The following is a 21,290-nucleotide window of genomic DNA, read 5'->3' on the forward strand; positions in this document are numbered from 1 at the left end:
AAATGTCTTTGATAGAAATTAAATCTTGTTCAACATATTATAGGTCACGTCTGGGAAGCCAAAAATCATTTGTTCGAGGTCGGTGGTTTTGAGTCCCTTGTCGACGACAAAGGTCAAGATGTTGATCAGGCTGGCAGCGTCGTTACCATAAATGACCGCACCGACAACCGTTTGGTCAGCCTTTCTGTAAACGAGGGTGACCTCGGCTTTCAAATCGCGCTTCGTATCAAAACTTTGGCCGTAAGGCGCTGTCTTGGTGTTATAGGTTTCTGGGTCTGCCTCTGCTTGGTCGAGGCTAACGCCCAATGTTGAAATGCGGGGAAGGGTGTAGACCGTGAAGGGCACGGCGGGGTAAACCAAGGGCTGGTCATCACCGGATAAGACCTTGGCGAGGTAGTTGGATTCGAAGGCGGCGGTGGGGGTTAATTTGGGGATGCTTTTTTCGACAACATCGCCACTGGCGTAGATATTGGGAACGGCCGTGCGAAGGTGGTCATCGACGACGATTCCTTTCGGACCTGCTTCGATACCCAGTTCTTCCAAGCCCAGGTTTTCGACATTAGCCACCCGGCCGGTAGCGCCAAAGACATAGGCGGCTTCAAAGGTCAGGCCGGATTGAGTTGAGACGGTGAAGTGCCCGTCCTGTTCTGCCACCTGGCTAACGGCTTCATTGAAATGAAAATGAACACCCTCATCTTCAAGCTTGGCCACAATCTTGCTAGCATAACTGGCGGGGACGTTGGTTAAGGCTCGATCACCAAATTCAACAACGGTCACCTGGACGCCGGCTTTGACCATCATGGAGGCGAACTCCATCGAAATCACACCGGCCCCAATGAAGATCATTGATTCGGGTAAGGTTGGCAAATCTAAGAAGTCCTTGCTGGTATGGATGAACTCGTGACCGGGAACGGGCAGGGTTGAGTCGCGAAGGCCAGTCGCGAGGACAATGTTCTTAGTCGTTAGCTTTTCATTATTTACCTCGACGGTGTGGGCATCAAGTAAGCGGCCCCGACCGCGGTAGAGGTTGATACCAGCCTTTGCAAAGATTTGATCTAAGACGGCGGGAAAGCCATCAATCATGGCATGCTTGGAAGCCATTAATTGTTCCCAGTCCAGGTTTGGCTGGCCAACTAGGCCAGCTTCTTGGTAGTTGGTCACGTCTTCAAGGACTTGGAAGGGACCATCCAAAAGGAGCTTGGCATCACAGCCATAGTTAGTACAGGTCCCACCGAGTTTATCGGCTTCCACAAAGGCAATCTTTTGACCTTGTTGTACTAACTTGAGGGCACCGTGGTTCGCACCATGACCGGAGCCAATGTAAATTACGTCGTAATCAAAATCTGTCATCTTACTGTCCACCTATCCTTGAATAATTGTAGTTCTGAATTAAGGCTATGATAACACTAGTGACATATGAGAACACGGATTGAGCTAGTGTTTCGATTAATTTAAGTAAATAAGATAACGCTCCTTGGCGCTGTGGTTAATGGTGTATTGGGCATCTAAGACACCGTTACAAGTAAGAATTATTTTTCTTGAATTTGAATTACTAGCATCGCAGGTTAAGACAGCTGTGCTAATATTATTTTGCTGAAGACTTTCAAGCCCAAACTTAAGTAATTTTGTGCCATAGCCTAACCCTCTATATTTAGGGTTCACACCATAACCAATATGGCCACCTTCAACCATTAAATTTTTAGTTAGAGCATATCTGATCTGGATGCTTCCGACGATTTGATCGTCATCAAATAAAAATAGAGTTTTTGCCGGAACGAAGTTTCCGTGTTTATTAGTTTTATCATCTTCTAGTTTTTGTAAGAATTCGTTAAAAGGCAGAATAGTAAATGATGATGTTGGCACCATTTTTTCGTGCCAAGCATTTTTGTAGCCTTGATATGCTAGGTTGTCATTTGAAGTTAATTCTCTCAGTTTCATCCGTTTTGCCTCGCGACTTTTTATTGGTCTAAGCATACAACAAAAAGTTGAAAATTAATCATGCCAAGGATTCAGATTTGATGCAAGGAAAGAACGACTATTGAGGGTTCACTGTTTCTTGCAAAAGGTTTGGAATTCGTGTTTAATAATATAGAAGAAAGAGCTAAAATAATCATTCATTTTACTACCGGCCAAACCCCTTAAAAATGTTGAACCATTCCGATGTTTATTTTTCCAAACGAAAGGTATTGACAAGGACAGGGGCAATCTGTAATATATATTAGGGCTCACATTTGATGTGAAAAACTTTTATTGCTCCCAAGCACAGCTTGGGAGTTTTTCTATTTTATTTAAGTAGTTTTGACTAAAACCATAGTTGAAACCTGTATGTCAGGCAAACATAGGAGGCATTATGGCAAAGAAGCAAACCAAGTATATTTTTGTTACCGGTGGGGTGGTTTCCTCTCTAGGAAAGGGAATCGTCGCAGCTTCTTTGGGCCGGTTGTTGAAAAACCGCGGCTTGAAGATGGCAATCCAAAAGTTAGATCCTTATATCAACGTTGACCCAGGTACAATGTCTCCATACCAACACGGAGAAACATATGTGACGGGGGATGGTTTGGAAACTGATTTGGACATGGGACACTATGAGCGTTTCATGGACATCAATACCAACATGTATTCCAACGTGACAACTGGTCGGATTTATTCAGAAGTTTTGGCCAAGGAACGTAAGGGTGACTATAACGGTGCCACTGTTCAAGTTATCCCTCATATCACCAACGCCATCAAAGACAAGATTGTTAAGGCTGGGGAATCAACTGACGCCGATGTTGTAATCGTTGAAGTTGGTGGAACAGTTGGTGATATCGAATCATTGCCATTTATCGAAGCTTTGCGTCAAATGAAGTCAGACTTCGGTAACGAAAACGTCTTCTACATCCACACATCATTGATCGTGTACTTGCGCGCCGCTGGTGAAGCCAAGACTAAGCCAACGCAACACTCAGTTTCACAGTTGCGTTCATTGGGTATCCAACCTGATATGTTAGTTTTGCGTACTGAACAACCATTAAATGAAGAAATGAAGAGCAAGTTGGCAACCTTTACGGATGTTAACAAGGAAGCCGTTATCGAATCTCGCGATGTTGAGACTTTGTACGAAATTCCTTTGAACTTGCAAGCACAAGGCATGGACCAAGTTGTTGTCGACAAGTTGGGCTTGGATTTGCCAGCTGCCGATATGACTGATTGGAAGGCGATGGTTGAATCAATCAAGCATCCAAAGAAGGAAATCCATGTTGCCGTTGTTGGTAAGTATACTGACTTGCAAGATGCCTATATCTCAGTTAACGAAGCCTTGAAGCACGCTGGTTACTCACAAGACACTGATGTTGTCTTGAGCCACATCAAGTCTGAAGATGTTACTGCTGAAAACGTCGCTGACAAGTTGGCTAAGATGGATGGAATCATGATTCCTGGTGGCTTCGGTCCCCGTGGAACAGAAGGTAAGATTCAAGCCATTCGCTACGCCCGTGAAAACAACATCCCATTCTTGGGTGTATGTTTGGGAATGCAATTGGCCTCAGTTGAATTTGCCCGCGATGTCTTGAACTACGACGATGCCAACTCAATTGAATTGAACCCAGAAACAACTCACCCAGTTATCGCTTTGATGAACGACCAAAACGAAGTGACTGACCTTGGGGGAACTCAACGTTTGGGATTCTACCCAACTTGCTTGCTTGAAGGATCAAAGGCTGCTGCAGCTTATGACAACCAAGAAGAAGTGCAAGAACGTCACCGTCACCGTTATGAATTTAACTTGAAGTACCGTGATGAATTTGAAAAGGCTGGTATGGTCTTCTCAGCAACATCACCTGATAACAAGTTGATGGAAGTTATCGAATATCCAAAGAATGACTTCTTCGTGGCGGCACAATACCACCCAGAATTTATCTCACGGCCTAACAAGCCAGAAGGTTTGTACCACAGCTTTATCTCTGCCGCTGTTAAGTACAACGAAAAGTAAACTAAGCCCCTGTTGGCCTAGTGCTTATAAAAAAGGTCGCCAAATTATTGGCGGCCTTTTCGTACATAGAAGTAAAAGGATATAATAGAGTTATGCTAGCCAATTTGTCAAAACATCTTGAACAAAAACTGCTCTTGTTACCCGATGAACCTGGTTCTTATCAAATGAAGGACCGGTTGGGTAAGATTATCTACGTCGGCAAGGCGAAGAACCTGAAGAACCGGGTGCGGTCATATTTTAAGCAGGACCATACTGGAAAAACGGCCGAATTAGTCGCCAACATCGTTGATTTTGATTTTATCGTGACCAATTCCGACAAGGAAGCCTTCTTGCTCGAAAACGAGCTGATCAAAAAGTACAAGCCCTACTACAACATTCGGTTGAAGTACGGGACGGGCTACCCTTATATTAAGATTACCCGGGAAAGTGATCCGCGGATGGCCCTGGTGTCGGAAGTTAAAAAGGATGGTGCTTTTTACTTTGGCCCCTATCCCAACGTCTTTGCGGCTCAGGAAACCCTCCATTTTTTGGAAAAAAATTACCCATTGCGACGGTGCAAGGGGAAGCAGGGGCGCCCTTGTCTCTACTATTCAATGGGTCAGTGTCTAGGAGCCTGTTTTAAGGAAGTGCCCAAGCCGGTTTACGATGCCCAAGTTGACCGGATTAAGCGGTTTTTGTCTGGCGATACCAAGGTCGTGAAGAAGCGTCTCGAACAAGAGATGGACGATGCCGCTGAAAACTTGGAATTTGAGAAGGCCGCAGACCTCCGCGACCAACTCAAGTACATCGACGAGACGGTTGAAAGTCAACGAATCATGTCGACGGATTCAACGCCCCGTGATGTCTTTAATTTCTACCTGAACAAGGGCTGGATTACGGTTTCCGTGATGTTCGTCCGTCAGGCTCGGTTAATCCGGCAAATCAAGCAAACCTTCTCGGTTGTTGGTGACGGAATTGATGAATTTACGACCTATATCCAGCAGTTCTACTTACAAAAGAATATCCAAAAGCCCAAGGAAATCTTGGTACCCGAGGGGGTTGATGATGAGACCTTGTCAGAAGCCTTGGATATTCCCGTCCGGACGCCGGTCCGTGGTGAAAAGAAGGCCATCCTTGATTTGGCTCAAAAGAACGCCCGGATTGCTTTGGAAGAAAAGTTCCGTTTGATGGAATTAAACGAACAGAAGACTTCCGGAGCAATGAAGGAAATTACCGATGCCCTGGGAATCTCAATGGGGCACCGGATTGAAGCCTTTGACCATTCCCATACCCAGGGGGAGGAAATTGTTTCGGCCATGGTCACCTTTGAAGATGGTCGGCCAAATAAAGATCTTTACCGTAAGTTTAAAATCCGGTCAACGGACCACGCGGATGAATGGGCTGAAACCCAGGAAGTCATCCGACGGCGTTACTCCCGCTTATTGAAAGAGGGGGCCGATATGCCAGACCTAATTTTGATGGATGGTGGGTTAATCCAGCTTCACGCAGCCAAGGAAGTTCTGGAAGACGAGCTGGCCTTAGATATTCCAATCGCGGCCATGGTTAAAAATGATAAGCACAAAACGGCCGACCTGATTGATGGCCGAACGGAAGAGATTGTTCATTTGGACCACAAGTCCCAGGGCTTCTTCTTAGTACAGCGAATCCAAGATGAGGTCCACCGCTTTGCCATTACCTTCCACCGTCAGTCACGGTCAAAGAAGTCCTTGGCTTCACGGTTGGACGCGATTGATGGGGTTGGACCCAAGACCCGGCAAAAGCTCCTCACTAATTTTGGTTCGATTACCAAGATTGAGGCGGCGAAACCGGAAGAATTGGAAGCCTTGGGGATTTCCGCCAAGGTTGCGCAATTGATTCACTGGTCACTGGCGGATACGCAGGCGAAGTGACAGGGAAAAATGTCTGAAGATTTTTTCTAACTAGGCGCCACTATTCCAAATTAGCATAAAAGCCGATACTGACCACAGCTGTGGAAAGTATCGGCTTTTATAGTATTGGCGGCCTTTTGAGGGCCTTTTACATGAATTTTATGCAAAATTGACCATGGTAAAATAAGGTACGGTTGTCATGTGGTAGCCGCCGAAAGGTGGTGGTGCTTATGAAAGAAGTATTAAGTGCCACCGCAGAAAGGCGGCACAATGTCAGGCTACGAAGTAGCTTCATTAGTAAACGACTCAATACAGTCGGTACTAATGCTATTGACATTGATTGTGCTTATTATTATTGAACTGAAAAAGTAATCAATAAGAAAAAGCAACCACATTGTATTTCACCGTACAAGGTTGCTTTTCTTATTGATTATCAATCTGTGCGGTTATCTTACGACAACCGGGGAGGACTAGTTAGAGCTAGTCCTCTTTCTATATCTGAATTATAACACCAGAAATAATGTTGTTTCAAGCATTTTAGGTGCTAATGGATGATCTTAGACAGTATTTAGGTTAAGTGTTTTGGAACTAGGGTCAGTAAACTCGTGCCAAAAAATATTTCTTTATCTATAGTTTTAAAGAAATAATTGCTCATCGGTGGAATACATCAATCGATGTTAAATTTTAAAAATGGAAATAAGTATTGATTTGAAATTTTAATTATTTTTCCATTCATAATGAGAGAAAAGAGGGTCCCAATTTGGATTCCTTGAAGGGATTTTAATTGGTAACTAGTAATCAAAATAATACAGATGGGAATTAAGAAAGTGATGATTTGGGCTTTTTCGAAGTTGCTTTTGAAGAAATGATGGTATAAAAGTGCAGTCAAATGATCTGTTGGGTACATCCATAAATTAACTCGTTGGTATATGGATGTTCCTAAGCAGACGATGATAATGCCCAAAATCGCGAGTAAGGTTTTGGAAAACATTGTGTTGGTAAGCGTTGTTACTGGATGAAACAGGTGAATGAAGAGGTTGACTAAGTTACCGAAGAAAAAGACGAAAACCAATTCCCCGCAACTTTGTAGCCAATTAAATTTGGTGAGTAGACTGTTAGCCAATAATGCAATCAAGCCAATGATAATTAAGATAATCTTGATTGAAGAGTGGGTCACTAAGCTTAATTGAACAGCCGCGGCCGTCCAGAGACCATTTCCTGCTAATGATAGGATTGAAAGGCTATTCCCTAAAGAAATTAAGACAATGCCAAGTAATAGAAAGGCCAGTCGGGTACTTAACTTATTGTTCATTTTTATGACTTTCTTGAATCATCACTAGTAACTTTGACAGGTCTTGCTTTGCGTCGGTTGATAGGGTTTGCAACTTGATCTTGATATAGTCTTCTTCAACCGCTGAGATTGTTTTTTCAATCGCTAAGGCTGCAGGCGTTGGAAAGATTTTTTTGAAATTTTTATTGGCTGGGTCACTCTGTTTAGTAATATAGCCCTGGGTCTCTAATTTTTTTAAAGACCGGCTCATGGTCGTTTTATCAACTTGGACAAGTTGGGTTAATTTAAACTGGGTTAAGCCAGGCTCTTCTAGGACTCGCAGTAAGTATAGAAAGAGATTATTATCGAGTCCGTAAGCCTTAACCTGCTGGTTTACTTCATTCGTCGCCTGTCTAGAAATGGTTCCGATTAGGCGAAATAAATTTGTATCATCCATTTGCAAAAACATCCTTAGTATATTAATATTAATTTTACTAAATGAGTTGCATATGCAACTCCTATAAAAATAGTATACGGCTAATGGATAAAAGAGGCAACTATGTGGAAAATTAAAAAGATGACCGAGCTGGATGCAACGGAATTTTATCAGTGTTTAAAATTAAGAATCGACACCTTTGTCGTTGAACAAAAACGGATTTACCATGAATTGGATGCCTTTGATCCTGAGGCATTCCATGTTTTTTCCAAGATGATCAATCTGGTGAGGTTGTGGCGTACGCTCGGGTCTTTTCTAAAGAGGACTATGTGACATTTGGACGGGTGGTGACTGCCACAGCTGTTCGAGGTCAAGGGTTTGGCGACCAATTAGTTACAAAAATTCTAGACCTTTGCTTGGATAAATGGCCGAATCGAGAAATCAAGATTGAAGCACAAGAACAGGTCACTGGTTTCTATGCCAAGTATGGTTTTCAGCCGGTGGGCGAACCATTTATCTTTGAAGGAACGCCACACCTGGAGATGGTGAAATGAAATTCGGGAGCGAATGAAATCACGTCTTGTGTTCGCGAATATTCTAATTAAGAAGAAAAGCCGTTACTGACCACTGGGCGTGGAGAGTAACGGCTTTTCTGTTAAAACTATGTACGGTTGTCATGTGGTAGCCGCCGAAAGGTGGTGGTGTGCTTATGGAAGTGTTATTAAGTGCCACCACGGAAAGGTGGCACAATGTCAGGCTACGAAGTAGCTTTGTTAGTAATCAGCTCTTTACAGCTGCTACTAACACTGTTGGCATTTATCTTTGTTATTATAAAAAAATTAAAGTTCGTCTTTAATTTGCAAAAAGGGTTAAAACTCTCTACAATGGTACTAGGATAAAGCTCACGGTTATGAACCTGAGACATGAAATTGTTGGTTGATTAAAGTCCAACGATTGATAATTTTCAAAAGATAACCAAAACGTTTTATTGACTAAGATAGCGAGTCAGTTGGCTATCTTTTTTCATGTTCACAGGACTTTTTGATTTAGTCAGTGGACAGAGTGGCCGTAACCGGGATAATACCAAGGATAGCTAGTAATCGTTCAAGATTTATGCTACACTGTAATATCTAGGTTCATTGGATTAAAAAAGGAGTAGCGCTTTGAGGCGCGAATAAAAATGGCATTTGTTGATCAAGCACAAGTTGAATTAAAAGCCGGAAAGGGTGGCGATGGTATCGTCTCATTCCGTCACGAGAAGTTCGTTGCTATGGGCGGTCCCTTTGGTGGGGATGGCGGCCATGGTGGGTCAATCATCTTAAAAGTTGATGAAGGACTGCGGACGTTGATGGATTTCCGTTATAACCGTCACTTTAAGGCGCAAGCCGGTGGTAATGGTGGTACCAAGGGAATGACCGGGGCATCAGCCGATGACCGGATTATTAAGGTCCCACAAGGAACAATCGTTTCCGATGCCGAAACTGGCGAATTTTTGGGCGACCTTGTCCACGATGGTGAAACCTTAGTGGTTGCCCGTGGTGGTCGTGGTGGTCGTGGTAACATTCGTTTTGCCACACCAGCTAACCCTGCTCCTGAATTGTCTGAAAACGGGGAACCAGGTCAAGTGCGTCAACTCCGCTTGGAATTGCGCGTTTTGGCCGACGTTGGTTTGGTTGGTTTCCCATCTGCTGGTAAGTCAACGTTGCTTTCTGTGGTTTCAAATGCGAAGCCAAAGATTGCGGCTTACCACTTTACGACAATTGACCCTAACATCGGAATGGTTCGTTTGAGTGACGACCGTGACTTTGTTATGGCCGACTTGCCAGGGTTGATTGAAGGGGCTTCACAAGGTGTTGGACTTGGTTTCAAGTTCTTACGTCACGTTGAAAGAACTCGAGTAATCTTGCACTTGGTTGATATGTCTGGAATTGAAGGGCAAGACCCTTACACCCAATACCGGAAGATTTTGACTGAATTGGAAGAATACGACCCATCAATCTTGGAACGACCACAAATCGTTGTGGCAAGTAAGATGGACATGCCTGAATCAGCCGACTTGTTCGCTCAATTTAAGGAACAAGTCGAAGCTGATTCTGGCTTGGCAACAACACCAGAAATCGTGGCAATCTCAGCCGTGACTCATGCCGGTGTTGATGACTTGTTGCGGAAGACGGCCGACTTGCTTGATACAGCACCGGTTCCTGCCGCTTACCAACAAGAGGAAGAAACAACTGAAGAAAAGCTTTACAAGTTTAAGCAAGACAAGCCTCAGATTTCAGTTGACTGGGACGACGAACTATCTTGCTGGATAATTTCTGGTAAGGAATTGGAAAAGTTAGCTGCCATGACCAACATGCAGCGTGAAGCGACAATGATGCGCTTTGCTCGTCAAATGCGCCACATGGGTGTTGACGAAAAGCTTCGTGAAGCCGGCGCCAAAGATGGTGATGACGTCCGTATTAACGATACAAACTTTGTTTTTGAATATTCAGAATAAAAATAAACCTGGTCATCAGCCAGGTTTTTTTATTTGCTAAAGGTCGGTGCTAAACAGGCACGGTGGCTTTTGTTATAATAGACATAGAAGTCTAGCGACCAACTGTTGGTCGATGATAAGGAAAATAATATGATTTTACCAGCTTTAATGGAAGCATTTAACGAACAATTTAAGGAAGAGACGCCCATCCAGGCCGCCCTCTTTAATCGGATGACTGACGGTGAGTCTGTCTATGGCCTTGCCCCAACGGGGTCTGGAAAGACCTTGGCCTTTGCCTTGCCCGTCTTGTCACGGATTGATTTGACGGCCAAGCAGAGCCAGGTCTTGATTTTGGCGCCATCCCAAGAATTGGGTGCTCAATTAGCCCAGGTTATCCGTCCCTACGCCAGCAAGGTTGGCGTGAAGGTTGCTGCCTTGATTGGTGGTGCCAACGGTAAGCGCCAAGCTGACAAATTAAAAAAGGAAAAGCCTGCGATTGTGGTTGGAACTCTGGGACGGGTTTTGACGATGATTGATGGTGGCGCCCTGAAGACTAAGAACTTCAAGACTTTGATTGTCGATGAAGCCGACGCAACGTTGACTTTGGAACACGAAGAAGACTTGGACCGGTTAGCAGCAGCCTTGCCACAAATGGATCAGGTGGCCCTATTCTCAGCCACTTCTGGGGTTGATTTGGCCTGGGTAGAACGCCTCTTCGGTAAGTCAGTTAAGCCCGTTTCAGTGAACAACCAAGCGCCTGAAAGTATTGACCACACGTACTTACACGTTGATGCCCGGGCAAATCACAAGGTTTTGATTGAATTAGCCCGCCGTCACCAACAAGCCCTCGTTTTCTTCAACACGATTGGGGCCTTGGTAGCTGCTCAAGCCGCTTTGCGACACGAACATGCCTCAGTTATGTCGGTTGGAAACAACGAAAAGTCCCACTTAAAGCGGGCCGATGCCTTGCAGTCCTTCAAGAAGGGGAAGTTGGACTTGCTGTTGGCAACTGATGTGGCCGCCCGTGGCCTTGATATTCAAGGGTTGCCCTTGGTGATTAACGCGCAAATTCCAAATAACATCACGACTTACTTGCACCGAACTGGTCGAACTGGCCGGGCTGGTTTGCCGGGTCAAGTTTTGAACTTGGGTAACGACCACGATATTCGGAAGTTGAAGCAGTACCTGCCCGAAACGATGCCATTGACCAAGTTTGACTGGTCGGATGCTGTCGATAAGGACATGAAGAAGATCGAAGACACGGTCAAACGGCCAAAGGGTGATAAGTCAGCTTCTGAAAACACTTATACACCACGCCCAGCCAAGGACGACCGTCGAGATAATGACAGCCGTCCAACCAAGGGTGGTTCTAGCGTCAAGTCAGGTGAAGGCCGTCCACGGACGAAGGATGCTAAGTCTAAGACTTGGTCGAAGGACACCAAGGTTGATTTGGAGAAGCAAAAGGAACTGCTCGCTAAGCAAGCCAAGGCCAAGAAGAAGCACCAAGCCCGGAAAAAGAAGGATAAGGGTAAGCCAAAGTGGGCCAAGGGTCCTAAGGATTCAAAGGACTAATCCTGCTTGGGTTTAAATAAACAAATCGTAAACTTTAATAGGCCAGTGATGGCCTATTTTTTGTGCAATCATTATCGTGAATTGGAATAAATTTTAGGATTCCTCCGGTGTAAAATTGAGGTAAATATAGTCGTTTAAAAATAATCCGACAGCCGAATTTACTGTTTTAGGAGGTCTACTAATGACCCTTTTATCAAAATACTGAATTTAATTGCTTAAATTATTGCCGATATTGAATTAGTTATTGGAACGAAGAGAGGTACTTTCATGCAGGAATATCGCATTAGTGTGCAAAATAAACTGATTGACTGGGCATTTTATTGGTCTGAAATATCAACAAAAGAAAAGCAAGCAATTAGGCATGGGTATACCTGGCTAAATCCAAAAGATGTGTGGTATTTAAGGCCGACGGTTAAGCAATTAGAGACGTTGTCGGTGGAATTGCATGTGTCATTTGGTGACTTACTGCTAGATGAAATTCCAAATAATGATATTGATTTAGAATTTCATAATCCAGAAAATGTGCCAAGTAATGTTAGTCAAACGGTTTGCAACGTTATCCATGAAATGCAGAGCCGACAAGCGTGGTACAAGGAAGAAAGTAATTGTGCAAATCAAAGGTTAATTTCGATTGGACGGTTGAAAAATAAAAGTTTACAAGAATCATTTTTGATCTTGCAAAAATTACTTCATGTCAAGGCAACGAATACTTTTGAAGAGCAAGTGATTCAATTAGAAAATCAGATTTCAGATTTAGGTATATTGGTAATGAATAAGAGTGGTGTTAATCAAGTAGCACATGAGGATTTGTCAGATGATAGTTTCCGTGCGTTTTCTCTTTTGGATGATTATGCGCCATTGGTATTCGTTAATTTTAAAGCTAATCAAGAGGAGTATCCTGTTTACTTAATTCACGAGTTGATTCATATACTACGAGCAAGTGATGAATTACTAATTAGCAAATGCCAACAATCGTCCGAAGAATTGTTAATTAACCAGCTAACAACAAAATTTTTGCGGTCATTGAAACTACAGCCAATTTCAGCTAATCATAATGATTTTCCAAAAGTGGTCAATGGTTTTCTGAACCTGCCGATGATAGTGAATCGACCAATATCGATGAAAAATATAAAGAGTAGTCGAACCAATCAGACCAACAGTCGCATTAAGGACAGGCTGAAAGGCATAGACAGTCATTATCTGAAGGCAGTCTTCGACGAATTCCATCGAGAAACAGTTTTACCAACTAAGTTAGCAACATTGCTGGGTTTGGAGTTAGGTGAATTAAGCCTAGTGATGGATACATGTATTTCTGAGGTAAAGTAATGAAGCAGTATTTATTAGATGCTAATATCCTAATTAATGCCAATCGCTACTATCGTCAAAAATTTTTTCCGGTCATCTGGCGTTTCTTTAAGAATAATCAAAAAATTCATTTGTTAGATAAGGTTTACAATGAAATTATCGTTATTGATGATGAATTAAGTTGTTGGCTAAGGAAAAATTATGATGAAGTCCAAATTAATTCATCAAATTCGATTGCAGAGTATAAGAAAGTTGTTGATTACTTAGTTACTTCACAATTATGGTCTCCTGCCGGCTACGAATCGTGGATACAAAATGCTAACAAGGCCGATCCTTGGATTATTTCTAGTGCGTTAAAGCATGACTTTATTATTGTGTCTGAAGAACGCAAGACAGGACCAAATGGTATGCAATCAAGTAATTAATCTAAAATTCCATTTGTGGCCGAATACTTTGGAGTGCAAATTATTAATTTTTGGCAGTTTTTAGAATTAGAAAATTTCGTCGCAAGGTAGTTAGATTTTTATCTTATAAGCAATATATTTTAGAGTTATGAATGATTAGTCAGCTAATAAAACTCTTCAAAATTAAACACCAAGACAAGTAGGCCAACTGGCCTATTTTTTGTTATAATTAAACATTGATTTTATCTAAAAATTGCTTGAGTTCGCCATCTTTGACTGACAAAGTTTGCTAAACACTGTGTTAAAATGGATGATAACGTATCTTTAATTTATTTTTATTCATGATTACTGAAAACTATTCAAAATGAAAAATATTTTCAAGCTTTAGTGGAAAGGAAGAGTAGACCAATGCCAGAATTACCTGAAGTGGAAACCGTCCGCAGAGGATTGACCGCCTTGGTTGCCGGGGCTCAAATCAACAAAGTTCAGGTCCCATATCCCAAGGCAATTGTCTCTGACCTGGCTGAGTTTAAAGAAGATTTAATCGGTGCGACAATTGAAAAAATTGACCGCCGGGGTAAGTTCTTGCTCTTCCGCCTCTCCAGTGATCAGACCCTGGTTTCCCACCTGCGGATGGAAGGCCAGTACTCGGTCGAACCGGCCGGTGCAACCCCTCATAAGCATACCGAAGTCATTTTTAACTTGGCCGACGACCGGGATTTAATGTATAACGATACCCGTCGCTTTGGTCGGATGCAGTTGGTAAAAACTGGACAAGAAAATCAAGTTGTTCCCGGTATTGCCAAAATGGGGCCAGAACCCACTGAAAGTGATTTAACTGAAGAATACTTGGCTAAGATTTTAGCCAAGGGACACCGGATGATTAAGCCTTTCTTGCTGGACCAGGCCAATTTAGCTGGGCTGGGTAACATCTATACCGACGAAGTCTTGTGGCAATCAAAAATTCATCCGGAAACGTTGACCAACCAAGTTAGCGCTACCGAAGTAGCTAACCTACGGGAAAATATCATCACCGAATTGGCCCGGGCCACCGAACACCACGGAACGACTGTTCATTCATTTTCAAATGTCTTCGGTGAAGTCGGTGAGTTCCAAAATGAACTCGACGTTTATGGCCGGGTTGGTGAGCCTTGTCGACGGTGTGGTGAACCTTTGGTGAAAATCAAGGTCGCCCAACGAGGCACGACTTATTGCCCCAAGTGCCAAATCAAAAAATAACAACGAATGAACTCTACTATAATAAAAACACGCCGATTAGGGCACGATCAACCCTGACGTAGGCGAAAGGATCTCATGACAGAATTAACTCCCATCTCTCGTAAACGCGTTAAAGTCACAGCTAAGAAGCAGTTATCAGGTAATTTTTTATCAGCCTTTAAAGCCAACTGGCTCCTAATTATTTATAATATTTTTCAGATGATTGGTATTGCAACGCTGGCATACATCATCTACCATGGCTATCAAACAACTGGCGAAATTGCCTACTTGGACCAACAAAACGATTATTTCGTTCAAACCATTACGGGAACAATTGGTTTGCTTTTTACCTGGTCTGCTAAATGGACAATTGTCGATTATTTTCAAAAGCCAAAGGAAAAAGTTCATTGGCGCCAAAGCCTGCAAGCTTTTCGCTTTCATAACTTTGTGGCAACAGTGATGTTGGCTTTCGTGCAAAATATCTTGCTTTTCATTTGGTCACTTTTGTTTATTCCTTTGTTCATCAAACCCTTTTCATATTCTCAAACTTATTACGCATACAAGATGGACTTGCTCTTTGACCGTCGCCAGAAATCGTTGACGGACTATATCACGATTTCCCGTAAGGTGATGGACGGTCGGAAGATGGAACTCTTTAAGTTGGAGCTTTCTTTCATTGGTTGGCATATCTTGGGTATTTTGACTTTCGGTTTGGCTTATATCTATGTCACGCCATACTTGAATACATGTCGTGTAGTATACTCAAGTCAGGCCTTTGCTTATGCACTACAGAAAGGTGAATCATGAAAATTATTGGGTTAACAGGAAGTATTGCAACTGGAAAATCAGCAGTAACTAAGCTGGTAGCTCAGGCGGGATACCACGTGATTGACGCCGATTTAGTTGCCCGTGAAGTTGTTGAACCAGGTTCTTTTACTCTCGAAAAAATCAAAACCACCTTTGGCCAAGATGTCATCAAAAATGGTGTCTTAGACCGGAAAAAGCTAGGTGAGCGGGTTTTTCAAAACCCAGCCCTCTTGAAAGCATTAACAGAGATTACTAGTCCTGCGATTCATTCCGCAATCGAAGACAAGATTAATTTTTTCAAAATGCAGGGAGATGCGATTATTTTTATCGCTATCCCATTACTTTATGAACAAGGGTACGATCAGACGGATTGGTTTAATCAAATCCTAGTTGTCGCAACTAACCCTCGAACTGAACTAGACCGTTTAATGGACCGTGATGGTCTCGATGAGTATGCTGCTCAGAGTCGGATTAAGGCCCAAATTAGTATTGAAGACAAGGCCCAGCGAGCTGATGTTGTCTTTGATAACAATGGGACAACGGCTGAATTGGCAGCACAAGTTGACCAGTATTTGATGGAGTTAAAAAAGGATTAAAAATGGCTGTTTCCAAGCAGACAATTGAATTTCAGGCGAAAGAAAAGGCTTATTTAAGCCTGGTTGCACCGGTTTCATTAGCCGATTTAGACCGCGTTTTTTCTTTGTACCTACCTTTTATCGGTGCGAAGGGTTATGCTCTTTATCATTTTTTGGTTCAGGAAAATCAGGCTGGGGAGAAGCAGTGGAATGACCACTACTTACTCCTAGATACATTGACTTTGTCTTTGCCTGATTTAGTTCATGCCCGCCAGGCCTTAGAAGCTGTCGGTTTGCTTAAAACCTTTTATCAAGAAGCTGGTGCCTTTGCCGGGTATACATATGAAATTCAGCCACCGCTAACAGCAAAAGCTTTTTTTGCTGAAGACCTATTGGCTGGATTGTTGTTTTACTATGCTGGCGAGGACCGTTACCAGGTCTTAGCCCAACGTTATGCTGGTCAGACCGCTGGTCAAAATCATGGCGATAATGTTGTTAATTTATCGGCTAACTTCTTAGAACTTTTCGACAATCCAATGGCAACCCAACGACCGCGGGTTGCCTTAGCAGGCCCCCAGGCTATTCCTGATTTAGATTTCAAGACCGAGGCCTTTGATTTTGAAGCCATGACCGCCTTGGTCCATGGCACGACGGCTGAGTTATTGGCACCAGACCGACAGATTATTGTGACGCAACAGGTCCTATATGGGTTGAATGAAGCTGAAATGGCCACGGCTATCACGAGAAATTTGAACTTAGACAACCACCGTTTAAATCGTCCAGGATTTATGGCATACTTACAGGAAAATTGGGGCCAGACGACAACGAAGACGAAACTGGCTAACCAGGGACAGGATAGAGTGGGTGGTACGACTCAAGATTCTAAGTCAGCAATGAAGATCAAGGATGAAACAACCGCTGCACCAGCTTCAAATCAACAAGCAAATTCGGCTGGATTGCAGGTTTTATTCCAAGCTGCTAACCAACTCAGTCCGATCGATTTTTTACGGCAAATTAAAGAAAATAACCATGGCTATGTCACGAAGGCGGAAGGACAATTACTGACGGATTTGCTTGGTAAAAATATCTTACCGGTTCCGGTTATTAATATTTTAATTTACCAAGTTCTCGTGAACATGGGGAACAGTGATTTGAAACGAAACTTAGTTGATTCTATTGCTAACGACTGGGCTAAGCTTCGAGTTACTAGTGCTGAAAAAGCAGTCGAAGCAATCAAAAACCACCAAGATCGACAAAAAGCTCGGACTAATACGACCAATTCAAACCGACGTTACCAATCAAATTGGTCAAATCGGAAAGAAAAGGTCGAGCCAAAGATGGCTACTAACGACCAGGTGAAGAGCCAAGCTACGCAGGGCGAAGATGAAAAAGCCTTGATGGCTTTGCTCGCGAATCGCCGAACAAAGAATTGAGGCTGATGATGAAAGATTTAGGAACAGTTTTAAAAGAATTTCGTCAAAAGTATCCTCAGGTTTCTGAGGGACGGTTGGCACACGCCTTGGAAATGATTAAAAATGATGAGGATGTCCAAAATTTTTGGCGTGATCATCAAGGCGAACTCCGCGAAAATGCTTTTACAATTTCGATGATGGACCTCTTTGAATTTGTAGTCCAAAAGAAGAAAGCAAAAAATCCGGAAACAAGTCTTTATCCGGGCTATTACCCAATCCTGACGATTGAAAAGGGTTATCCACATGTGACTTATCAGGCTAGCGAGGTTAAACAGCAGGCTCTGATGCAAAAAAAGATGTTGAAGATGGTTTCGGTGCCCAAGGATGTCCGGCAAGCGGATTTGAAAGTCATCACTGCTGAAATGGGACAACACCAAGGACGTGAGGCGGCTGTTTCAGCAACCGTACGCCTGTTTGATGCCCTAGTGTCAAAGTATGATAACCAGGATGATGATACTTTCGTGCCGGGTCTGTACCTGTACGGCGACTTTGGAGTAGGTAAAACCTACTTAATGGGGGCATTGGCCAATGCCCTTTCTGCAAGTGGAGTCGCCGTCATGATGGTTCATTGGACTTCGATGATTGAACAACTTAAAAGCAGCTTTAACCGCAGCAATGACCAAAGTATCGATCAGTTGCTTAACCAGGCCAAGCAAGCCGAAGTTTTAATCTTAGATGACATGGGAACTGATAATTTGTCGGCCTGGGCCAGAGACTCAATTTTGTCGGTCATTTTAGAATATCGAATGCAAAATGAACTAACAACTTGTTTTACGTCTAATTTTGATTTATCCTCGTTAGAGGAGTATTTAGCACAAACGAAGGATGGCAAAGAAAGCGGGAAGGCTGCTCGTTTAATGCAGCGAGTTCAGTTCTTGGCCCAACCGGTAGCTGTTGCTGGTCAAAACTTACGCTTGCAACGCTAACGTTAGCAAAGGCTGCGGTGACTAAGCCCGGCCTTTTTATTTTGTTTATTAGAGTCAGGAGAGAAGGCAGGCTTTTGAAGGGAGCTTCAACATGAAAAAGCAAGTCAAACGGCTAGCAATCATTGTAACCGTGACGGTGGTAGCCTTTTTGATTGGTCGCTGGGATAGCGCCTTATACCCTGGTCCCGTCGGTGAGATAACACGGGTTCATCAAACCCAATCACAGGATACCACCGACGAATTCAATAACCAAGACAGTCAAATTACACAAAAATTAACGGTTAAGATGATTAATCGGTCAGATCACGTGATTCACGTCGAAAACGACTATATGAATTCACAGGCAATGACGACTAAGTTCAAAGTGGGCGACCAAGTTTTGTTGAAAAAGCAAAATGGTGAGTTCCAAGTTGATACAATCAAACGAGATTCAACTCTGTTGGCTTTAATTGCTTTCTTTTTGGCTAGCACTTTTGTCTATGTCCGCTTCACTAAGATGAGTTTTTTGCTTTTGTCGTTGGTCGTCAATGCTGCGATTTTCGCTGGGGCAATTTTAATCGACGTGCATAGCAAAATTATGCCGGTATTTTTGTTATTTGCCTTGCTGGCAATCATTTTAGCAATAGTATCCCTAAGGCTCGTTTTGGGTCGAACTAAGCAAGCACGGATAACGCTTTTATCGACGATTATTGCGACAGCCCTAGCAATGGGCATTATGGCGTTGGTTTTGAAAATGACTGGCAGTGCCGGGGTTCATTTTGAAACGATGTCCTTTGTAACCCAAGTGCCAACGCCTATTTTCTATGCCCAAGCAACAATTGGTGTCTTAGGAGCGGTGATGGATGAATCGGCAGATATTGTGGCCGGCCTGTTTGGTCTCCACCGTGAGTCACCGCATCGACCATTCCGTGACTACCGGGATGCTGGTTTGTCAGTTGGTCGGGAAATTCTTGGTACCTTGACCAACGTTTTGTTCATGATTTTTATTGCTGAAACGATTCCAATGGTTGTTTTGATGCTCCGGAATGGTAATAACTGGTCCTATATCACTGATCAAGTCATGAATTTGGGAATCTTGCAGACTGTGGTGTCTGCTATTGGAATTGTCTGGGCTGTCCCAGTCACAGCCGGAATTACAGCGGCGTTATTGAGACACCGTGATGAAGAAGAGGAGGCAAGACTATGAATGCAATTTTTGTTTTAGTGGCCTTGCTTTTTCTTTCATTGCTGATTGTTGGGGGCCAACAGGGCTTAAAAACTTTTTTCGGCTTAATGCTCAATTTTATTTTGATTTTTGCCCTAATCGTCTTGGTCAACCTTGGCTTTAACGCTTATATTGTTACGGCAGTAATTGCAGTCATGATTCTTTCTGTTGCAATTTATCTGTCGGCAGGCCGAGGAAAGGTCTTAGCACTAGCATGGAAGACTTCTGTTGTCGTAACAACAATTGTCGCTCTACTAGCATTTTTGACCCAGTATTTTGCTCAAATCCAGGGCTATACTTTAGAAAATTCGGATGAGCTTGAGGGCCTTTCATTGAATATCGGGATTAGTTTCAGTCATTTAGTGATGATTGTGATGGTTATTTCCGCTCTGGGGGCGATTGCTGAAGCATCAATGGCTGTTACTTCTGATTTATTTGAAGTGATTGAACGGTCACCAGAGATAACAAAGGATTCCTTAGCGGCTCATGCGGAAACGATTGGAAGCCAAATTCTAGGGACAGCGGTTAATACGCTCTTTTTCGGAATGTTAGGAGCCAATATTCCTTTGCTAGTTTGGTATGTCCGTTTGCACTATTCGGTTGCGGAATTTGTGAATGGTAAGTTACTGGTGATGGAAGTCGCTACAATGTTGTTGGGGATGATTGGTATTTTATTGTCGATTTGGCTATCAACAACGATGGTTGAACGAACTTATCGTAAGGAAGGTAGGAAAATTTTAGATGAATCAGACCTTTAATTTGATTGAAGAAATTACCCGAAATGACGGAACAGTCTATTATGAGTTGGGCAATATTTCTGAAAACTCTCGGGCAGAATATGCTGCAGACCATGGGTTCATTAAGGAAGTCCGTATTTTGAAAATGAACATTCCACGGTCATCCCACGTTGAAAAGGTTGAAAAATTCATTAACGAAAATTTTGAATATTTACCTTTGGATGCAGACCATTTTGAGGAGTGGGTCAAACCAGATGAAATCCAAGCAGCGATGAAGCAAATCCTGCTTGATAATAAGCTTGGTTAAGAAGATTATTTGCTACAGAGGCTTGTAATTTAGTCTAATTTTATTTATAATTATAAGCGTTGTTTAAACGCTTACTGGTGGCATAGCCAAGTGGTAAGGCATGGGTCTGCAACACCCTGATCGCCGGTTCGACTCCGGTTGCCACCTCTAGTAAGAAAAACCGCTATTCTCATCTGATGGATGAGGGTGGCGGTTTTTTATTGGATAAATGTTGATATGATTGAGTTTGTTAGCATTCTTTATTGATTTTCCAACAGTTAATACGTATGGGAAAACAAATGAGGAAGCTATTGTAGCGGCAAATGAAGCCCTGACTGGCTACTTATTAACAGCTGAAGATTATCATTTAGACTTTCCAAATCCGACCCCGGTGAATGATGATGCGCAGCCAGCAAGTCATGTGTTAATCACTGTGGATACGGACAGCACTCGAAGCGATGACCAAATGAAACGGTTGACTGGGCAGGTTCTTCACCATCAAATCCGCCGGTGAAGGATTGTTAGATTTTTGCAAAGCGAATAAATACTAAAAAATAAATAAAAAAATGTTGACACCATTCTCTCATAGTGTTTTAATATAAGTATCAATTAAGCAAGAGGAATTACCAATGAAAAACTTTACGAACAACAATTCACGAGTCGTCGTCAGCGTCGTTATCTAGAGGATAAGCGCTGATACTTTGTTGTGCGCCTATCCTCAGTTTCTGAAGGGTAGGCAGCTGACGTAAGGTTTAAAAGACCCA

The 21,290-nt window shown here is 42.9% G+C and carries 19 protein-coding genes, 1 tRNA gene and 1 pseudogene; 17 read left to right on the forward strand and 4 right to left on the reverse strand.

All coding sequences use genetic code 11. The features are described from left to right. Positions 1–18: 18 nt before the first annotated feature. Entirely contained in the window at positions 19–1,350 is a 1,332-nt protein-coding gene (locus AOQ29_RS02720) for a dihydrolipoyl dehydrogenase family protein (protein ID WP_061993014.1), read from the reverse strand. 96 nt (positions 1,351–1,446) lie between these two features. Beyond that, positions 1,447–1,938 carry a GNAT family N-acetyltransferase gene (locus tag AOQ29_RS02725; protein WP_061993015.1) on the reverse strand — a complete coding sequence of 164 codons (492 nt, stop codon included), beginning with the start codon at positions 1,936–1,938 and terminating at the stop codon, positions 1,447–1,449. 412 nt (positions 1,939–2,350) lie between these two features. On the opposite strand from AOQ29_RS02725, the gene AOQ29_RS02730 reads away from it, so the two are divergent. Together AOQ29_RS02730 and uvrC are read left to right on the forward strand one after the other, a co-directional pair. Beyond that, positions 2,351–3,970, forward strand: coding sequence for a CTP synthase (locus AOQ29_RS02730; protein ID WP_061993016.1), 1,620 nt, complete (start codon positions 2,351–2,353; stop codon positions 3,968–3,970). Between the two features lie 92 nt (positions 3,971–4,062). Then, a complete protein-coding gene (gene uvrC / locus AOQ29_RS02735; protein ID WP_061993017.1) occupies positions 4,063–5,859 on the forward strand; it encodes an excinuclease ABC subunit UvrC in 1,797 nt (598 codons plus the stop codon). Positions 5,860–6,505: 646 nt separating this feature from the next. Here uvrC and AOQ29_RS02740 read toward each other — a convergent pair. Both AOQ29_RS02740 and AOQ29_RS02745 read right to left on the reverse strand, forming a co-directional pair. Then, positions 6,506–7,150 carry a hypothetical protein gene (locus AOQ29_RS02740; RefSeq protein WP_061993018.1) on the reverse strand — a complete coding sequence of 215 codons (645 nt, stop codon included), beginning with the start codon at positions 7,148–7,150 and terminating at the stop codon, positions 6,506–6,508. Then, entirely contained in the window at positions 7,140–7,565 is a 426-nt protein-coding gene (locus AOQ29_RS02745; protein WP_061993019.1) for a MarR family winged helix-turn-helix transcriptional regulator, read from the reverse strand. The genes AOQ29_RS02740 and AOQ29_RS02745 overlap by 11 nt, the downstream gene beginning before the upstream one ends. Positions 7,566–7,667: 102 nt before the next feature. On the opposite strand from AOQ29_RS02745, the pseudogene AOQ29_RS02750 reads away from it, so the two are divergent. From AOQ29_RS02750 to AOQ29_RS02820, 15 genes and pseudogenes are all read left to right on the forward strand, one after another. After that, positions 7,668–8,098: pseudogene (locus AOQ29_RS02750) on the forward strand (GNAT family N-acetyltransferase). A 626-nt stretch (positions 8,099–8,724) separates the two neighbouring features. Further along, positions 8,725–10,041, forward strand: coding sequence for a GTPase ObgE (obgE, locus tag AOQ29_RS02755; RefSeq protein WP_061993020.1), 1,317 nt, complete (start codon positions 8,725–8,727; stop codon positions 10,039–10,041). Positions 10,042–10,170: 129 nt separating this feature from the next. After that, positions 10,171–11,592: a DEAD/DEAH box helicase gene (locus AOQ29_RS02760; protein WP_061993021.1), complete on the forward strand. Its 1,422-nt coding sequence runs from the start codon at positions 10,171–10,173 to the stop codon at positions 11,590–11,592. Between the two features lie 267 nt (positions 11,593–11,859). Beyond that, positions 11,860–12,918 (forward strand): hypothetical protein, encoded by a 1,059-nt coding sequence (locus AOQ29_RS02765; protein ID WP_061993022.1) that lies wholly within the window; start codon positions 11,860–11,862, stop codon positions 12,916–12,918. Further along, positions 12,918–13,322, forward strand: coding sequence for a DUF4411 family protein (locus AOQ29_RS02770; RefSeq protein ID WP_061993023.1), 405 nt, complete (start codon positions 12,918–12,920; stop codon positions 13,320–13,322). The genes AOQ29_RS02765 and AOQ29_RS02770 overlap by 1 nt, the downstream gene beginning before the upstream one ends. A gap of 387 nt (positions 13,323–13,709) precedes the next feature. Next, positions 13,710–14,540, forward strand: a complete 831-nt coding sequence (gene mutM, locus AOQ29_RS02775) for a bifunctional DNA-formamidopyrimidine glycosylase/DNA-(apurinic or apyrimidinic site) lyase (protein ID WP_061993024.1) — start codon at positions 13,710–13,712, stop codon at positions 14,538–14,540. Between the two features lie 75 nt (positions 14,541–14,615). Then, positions 14,616–15,326, forward strand: coding sequence for a DUF975 family protein (locus tag AOQ29_RS02780; protein WP_061993025.1), 711 nt, complete (start codon positions 14,616–14,618; stop codon positions 15,324–15,326). After that, on the forward strand, positions 15,323–15,922 hold the full coding sequence (gene coaE, locus AOQ29_RS02785; RefSeq protein ID WP_061993026.1) for a dephospho-CoA kinase: 600 nt from the start codon (positions 15,323–15,325) through the stop codon (positions 15,920–15,922). The genes AOQ29_RS02780 and coaE overlap by 4 nt, the downstream gene beginning before the upstream one ends. Positions 15,923–15,924: 2 nt before the next feature. Next, positions 15,925–17,334, forward strand: a complete 1,410-nt coding sequence (locus AOQ29_RS02790; protein ID WP_061993027.1) for a DnaD domain protein — start codon at positions 15,925–15,927, stop codon at positions 17,332–17,334. A gap of 8 nt (positions 17,335–17,342) precedes the next feature. Continuing rightward, complete coding sequence (gene dnaI, locus AOQ29_RS02795) at positions 17,343–18,299, forward strand: primosomal protein DnaI (RefSeq protein WP_061993028.1); 957 nt, start codon at positions 17,343–17,345, stop codon at positions 18,297–18,299. A gap of 91 nt (positions 18,300–18,390) precedes the next feature. After that, the gene (locus AOQ29_RS02800; protein WP_061993029.1) at positions 18,391–19,485 is read left to right on the forward strand and encodes a YibE/F family protein; all 1,095 of its coding nucleotides are present in this window, start codon (positions 18,391–18,393) and stop codon (positions 19,483–19,485) included. After that, positions 19,482–20,261, forward strand: a complete 780-nt coding sequence (locus AOQ29_RS02805) for a YibE/F family protein (RefSeq protein WP_061993030.1) — start codon at positions 19,482–19,484, stop codon at positions 20,259–20,261. The genes AOQ29_RS02800 and AOQ29_RS02805 overlap by 4 nt, the downstream gene beginning before the upstream one ends. Continuing rightward, the gene (locus AOQ29_RS02810) at positions 20,245–20,547 is read left to right on the forward strand and encodes a hypothetical protein (RefSeq protein WP_061993031.1); all 303 of its coding nucleotides are present in this window, start codon (positions 20,245–20,247) and stop codon (positions 20,545–20,547) included. The genes AOQ29_RS02805 and AOQ29_RS02810 overlap by 17 nt, the downstream gene beginning before the upstream one ends. 76 nt (positions 20,548–20,623) lie before the next feature. Further along, a tRNA-Cys gene (locus AOQ29_RS02815) sits at positions 20,624–20,694 on the forward strand. 73 nt (positions 20,695–20,767) lie between these two features. After that, positions 20,768–21,040, forward strand: coding sequence for a type II toxin-antitoxin system HicB family antitoxin (locus AOQ29_RS02820; RefSeq protein WP_061993032.1), 273 nt, complete (start codon positions 20,768–20,770; stop codon positions 21,038–21,040). Positions 21,041–21,290: the final 250 nt, after the last annotated feature.

The organism is Fructobacillus ficulneus, assembly GCF_001047075.2.
In the GTDB taxonomy this organism is placed as follows: Bacteria; Bacillota; Bacilli; order Lactobacillales; family Lactobacillaceae; genus Fructobacillus; species Fructobacillus ficulneus.

Coding starts and splice junctions, on each gene's coding strand:
- AOQ29_RS02720 (WP_061993014.1), bottom strand. CDS start 1,350: ATGACAGATTTTGATTACGACGTAATTTACATTGGCTCCGGTCATGGT.
- AOQ29_RS02725 (WP_061993015.1), bottom strand. CDS start 1,938: ATGAAACTGAGAGAATTAACTTCAAATGACAACCTAGCATATCAAGGC.
- AOQ29_RS02730 (WP_061993016.1), top strand. CDS start 2,351: ATGGCAAAGAAGCAAACCAAGTATATTTTTGTTACCGGTGGGGTGGTT.
- uvrC (WP_061993017.1), top strand. CDS start 4,063: ATGCTAGCCAATTTGTCAAAACATCTTGAACAAAAACTGCTCTTGTTA.
- AOQ29_RS02740 (WP_061993018.1), bottom strand. CDS start 7,150: ATGAACAATAAGTTAAGTACCCGACTGGCCTTTCTATTACTTGGCATT.
- AOQ29_RS02745 (WP_061993019.1), bottom strand. CDS start 7,565: ATGGATGATACAAATTTATTTCGCCTAATCGGAACCATTTCTAGACAG.
- obgE (WP_061993020.1), top strand. CDS start 8,725: ATGGCATTTGTTGATCAAGCACAAGTTGAATTAAAAGCCGGAAAGGGT.
- AOQ29_RS02760 (WP_061993021.1), top strand. CDS start 10,171: ATGATTTTACCAGCTTTAATGGAAGCATTTAACGAACAATTTAAGGAA.
- AOQ29_RS02765 (WP_061993022.1), top strand. CDS start 11,860: ATGCAGGAATATCGCATTAGTGTGCAAAATAAACTGATTGACTGGGCA.
- AOQ29_RS02770 (WP_061993023.1), top strand. CDS start 12,918: ATGAAGCAGTATTTATTAGATGCTAATATCCTAATTAATGCCAATCGC.
- mutM (WP_061993024.1), top strand. CDS start 13,710: ATGCCAGAATTACCTGAAGTGGAAACCGTCCGCAGAGGATTGACCGCC.
- AOQ29_RS02780 (WP_061993025.1), top strand. CDS start 14,616: ATGACAGAATTAACTCCCATCTCTCGTAAACGCGTTAAAGTCACAGCT.
- coaE (WP_061993026.1), top strand. CDS start 15,323: ATGAAAATTATTGGGTTAACAGGAAGTATTGCAACTGGAAAATCAGCA.
- AOQ29_RS02790 (WP_061993027.1), top strand. CDS start 15,925: ATGGCTGTTTCCAAGCAGACAATTGAATTTCAGGCGAAAGAAAAGGCT.
- dnaI (WP_061993028.1), top strand. CDS start 17,343: ATGAAAGATTTAGGAACAGTTTTAAAAGAATTTCGTCAAAAGTATCCT.
- AOQ29_RS02800 (WP_061993029.1), top strand. CDS start 18,391: ATGAAAAAGCAAGTCAAACGGCTAGCAATCATTGTAACCGTGACGGTG.
- AOQ29_RS02805 (WP_061993030.1), top strand. CDS start 19,482: ATGAATGCAATTTTTGTTTTAGTGGCCTTGCTTTTTCTTTCATTGCTG.
- AOQ29_RS02810 (WP_061993031.1), top strand. CDS start 20,245: ATGAATCAGACCTTTAATTTGATTGAAGAAATTACCCGAAATGACGGA.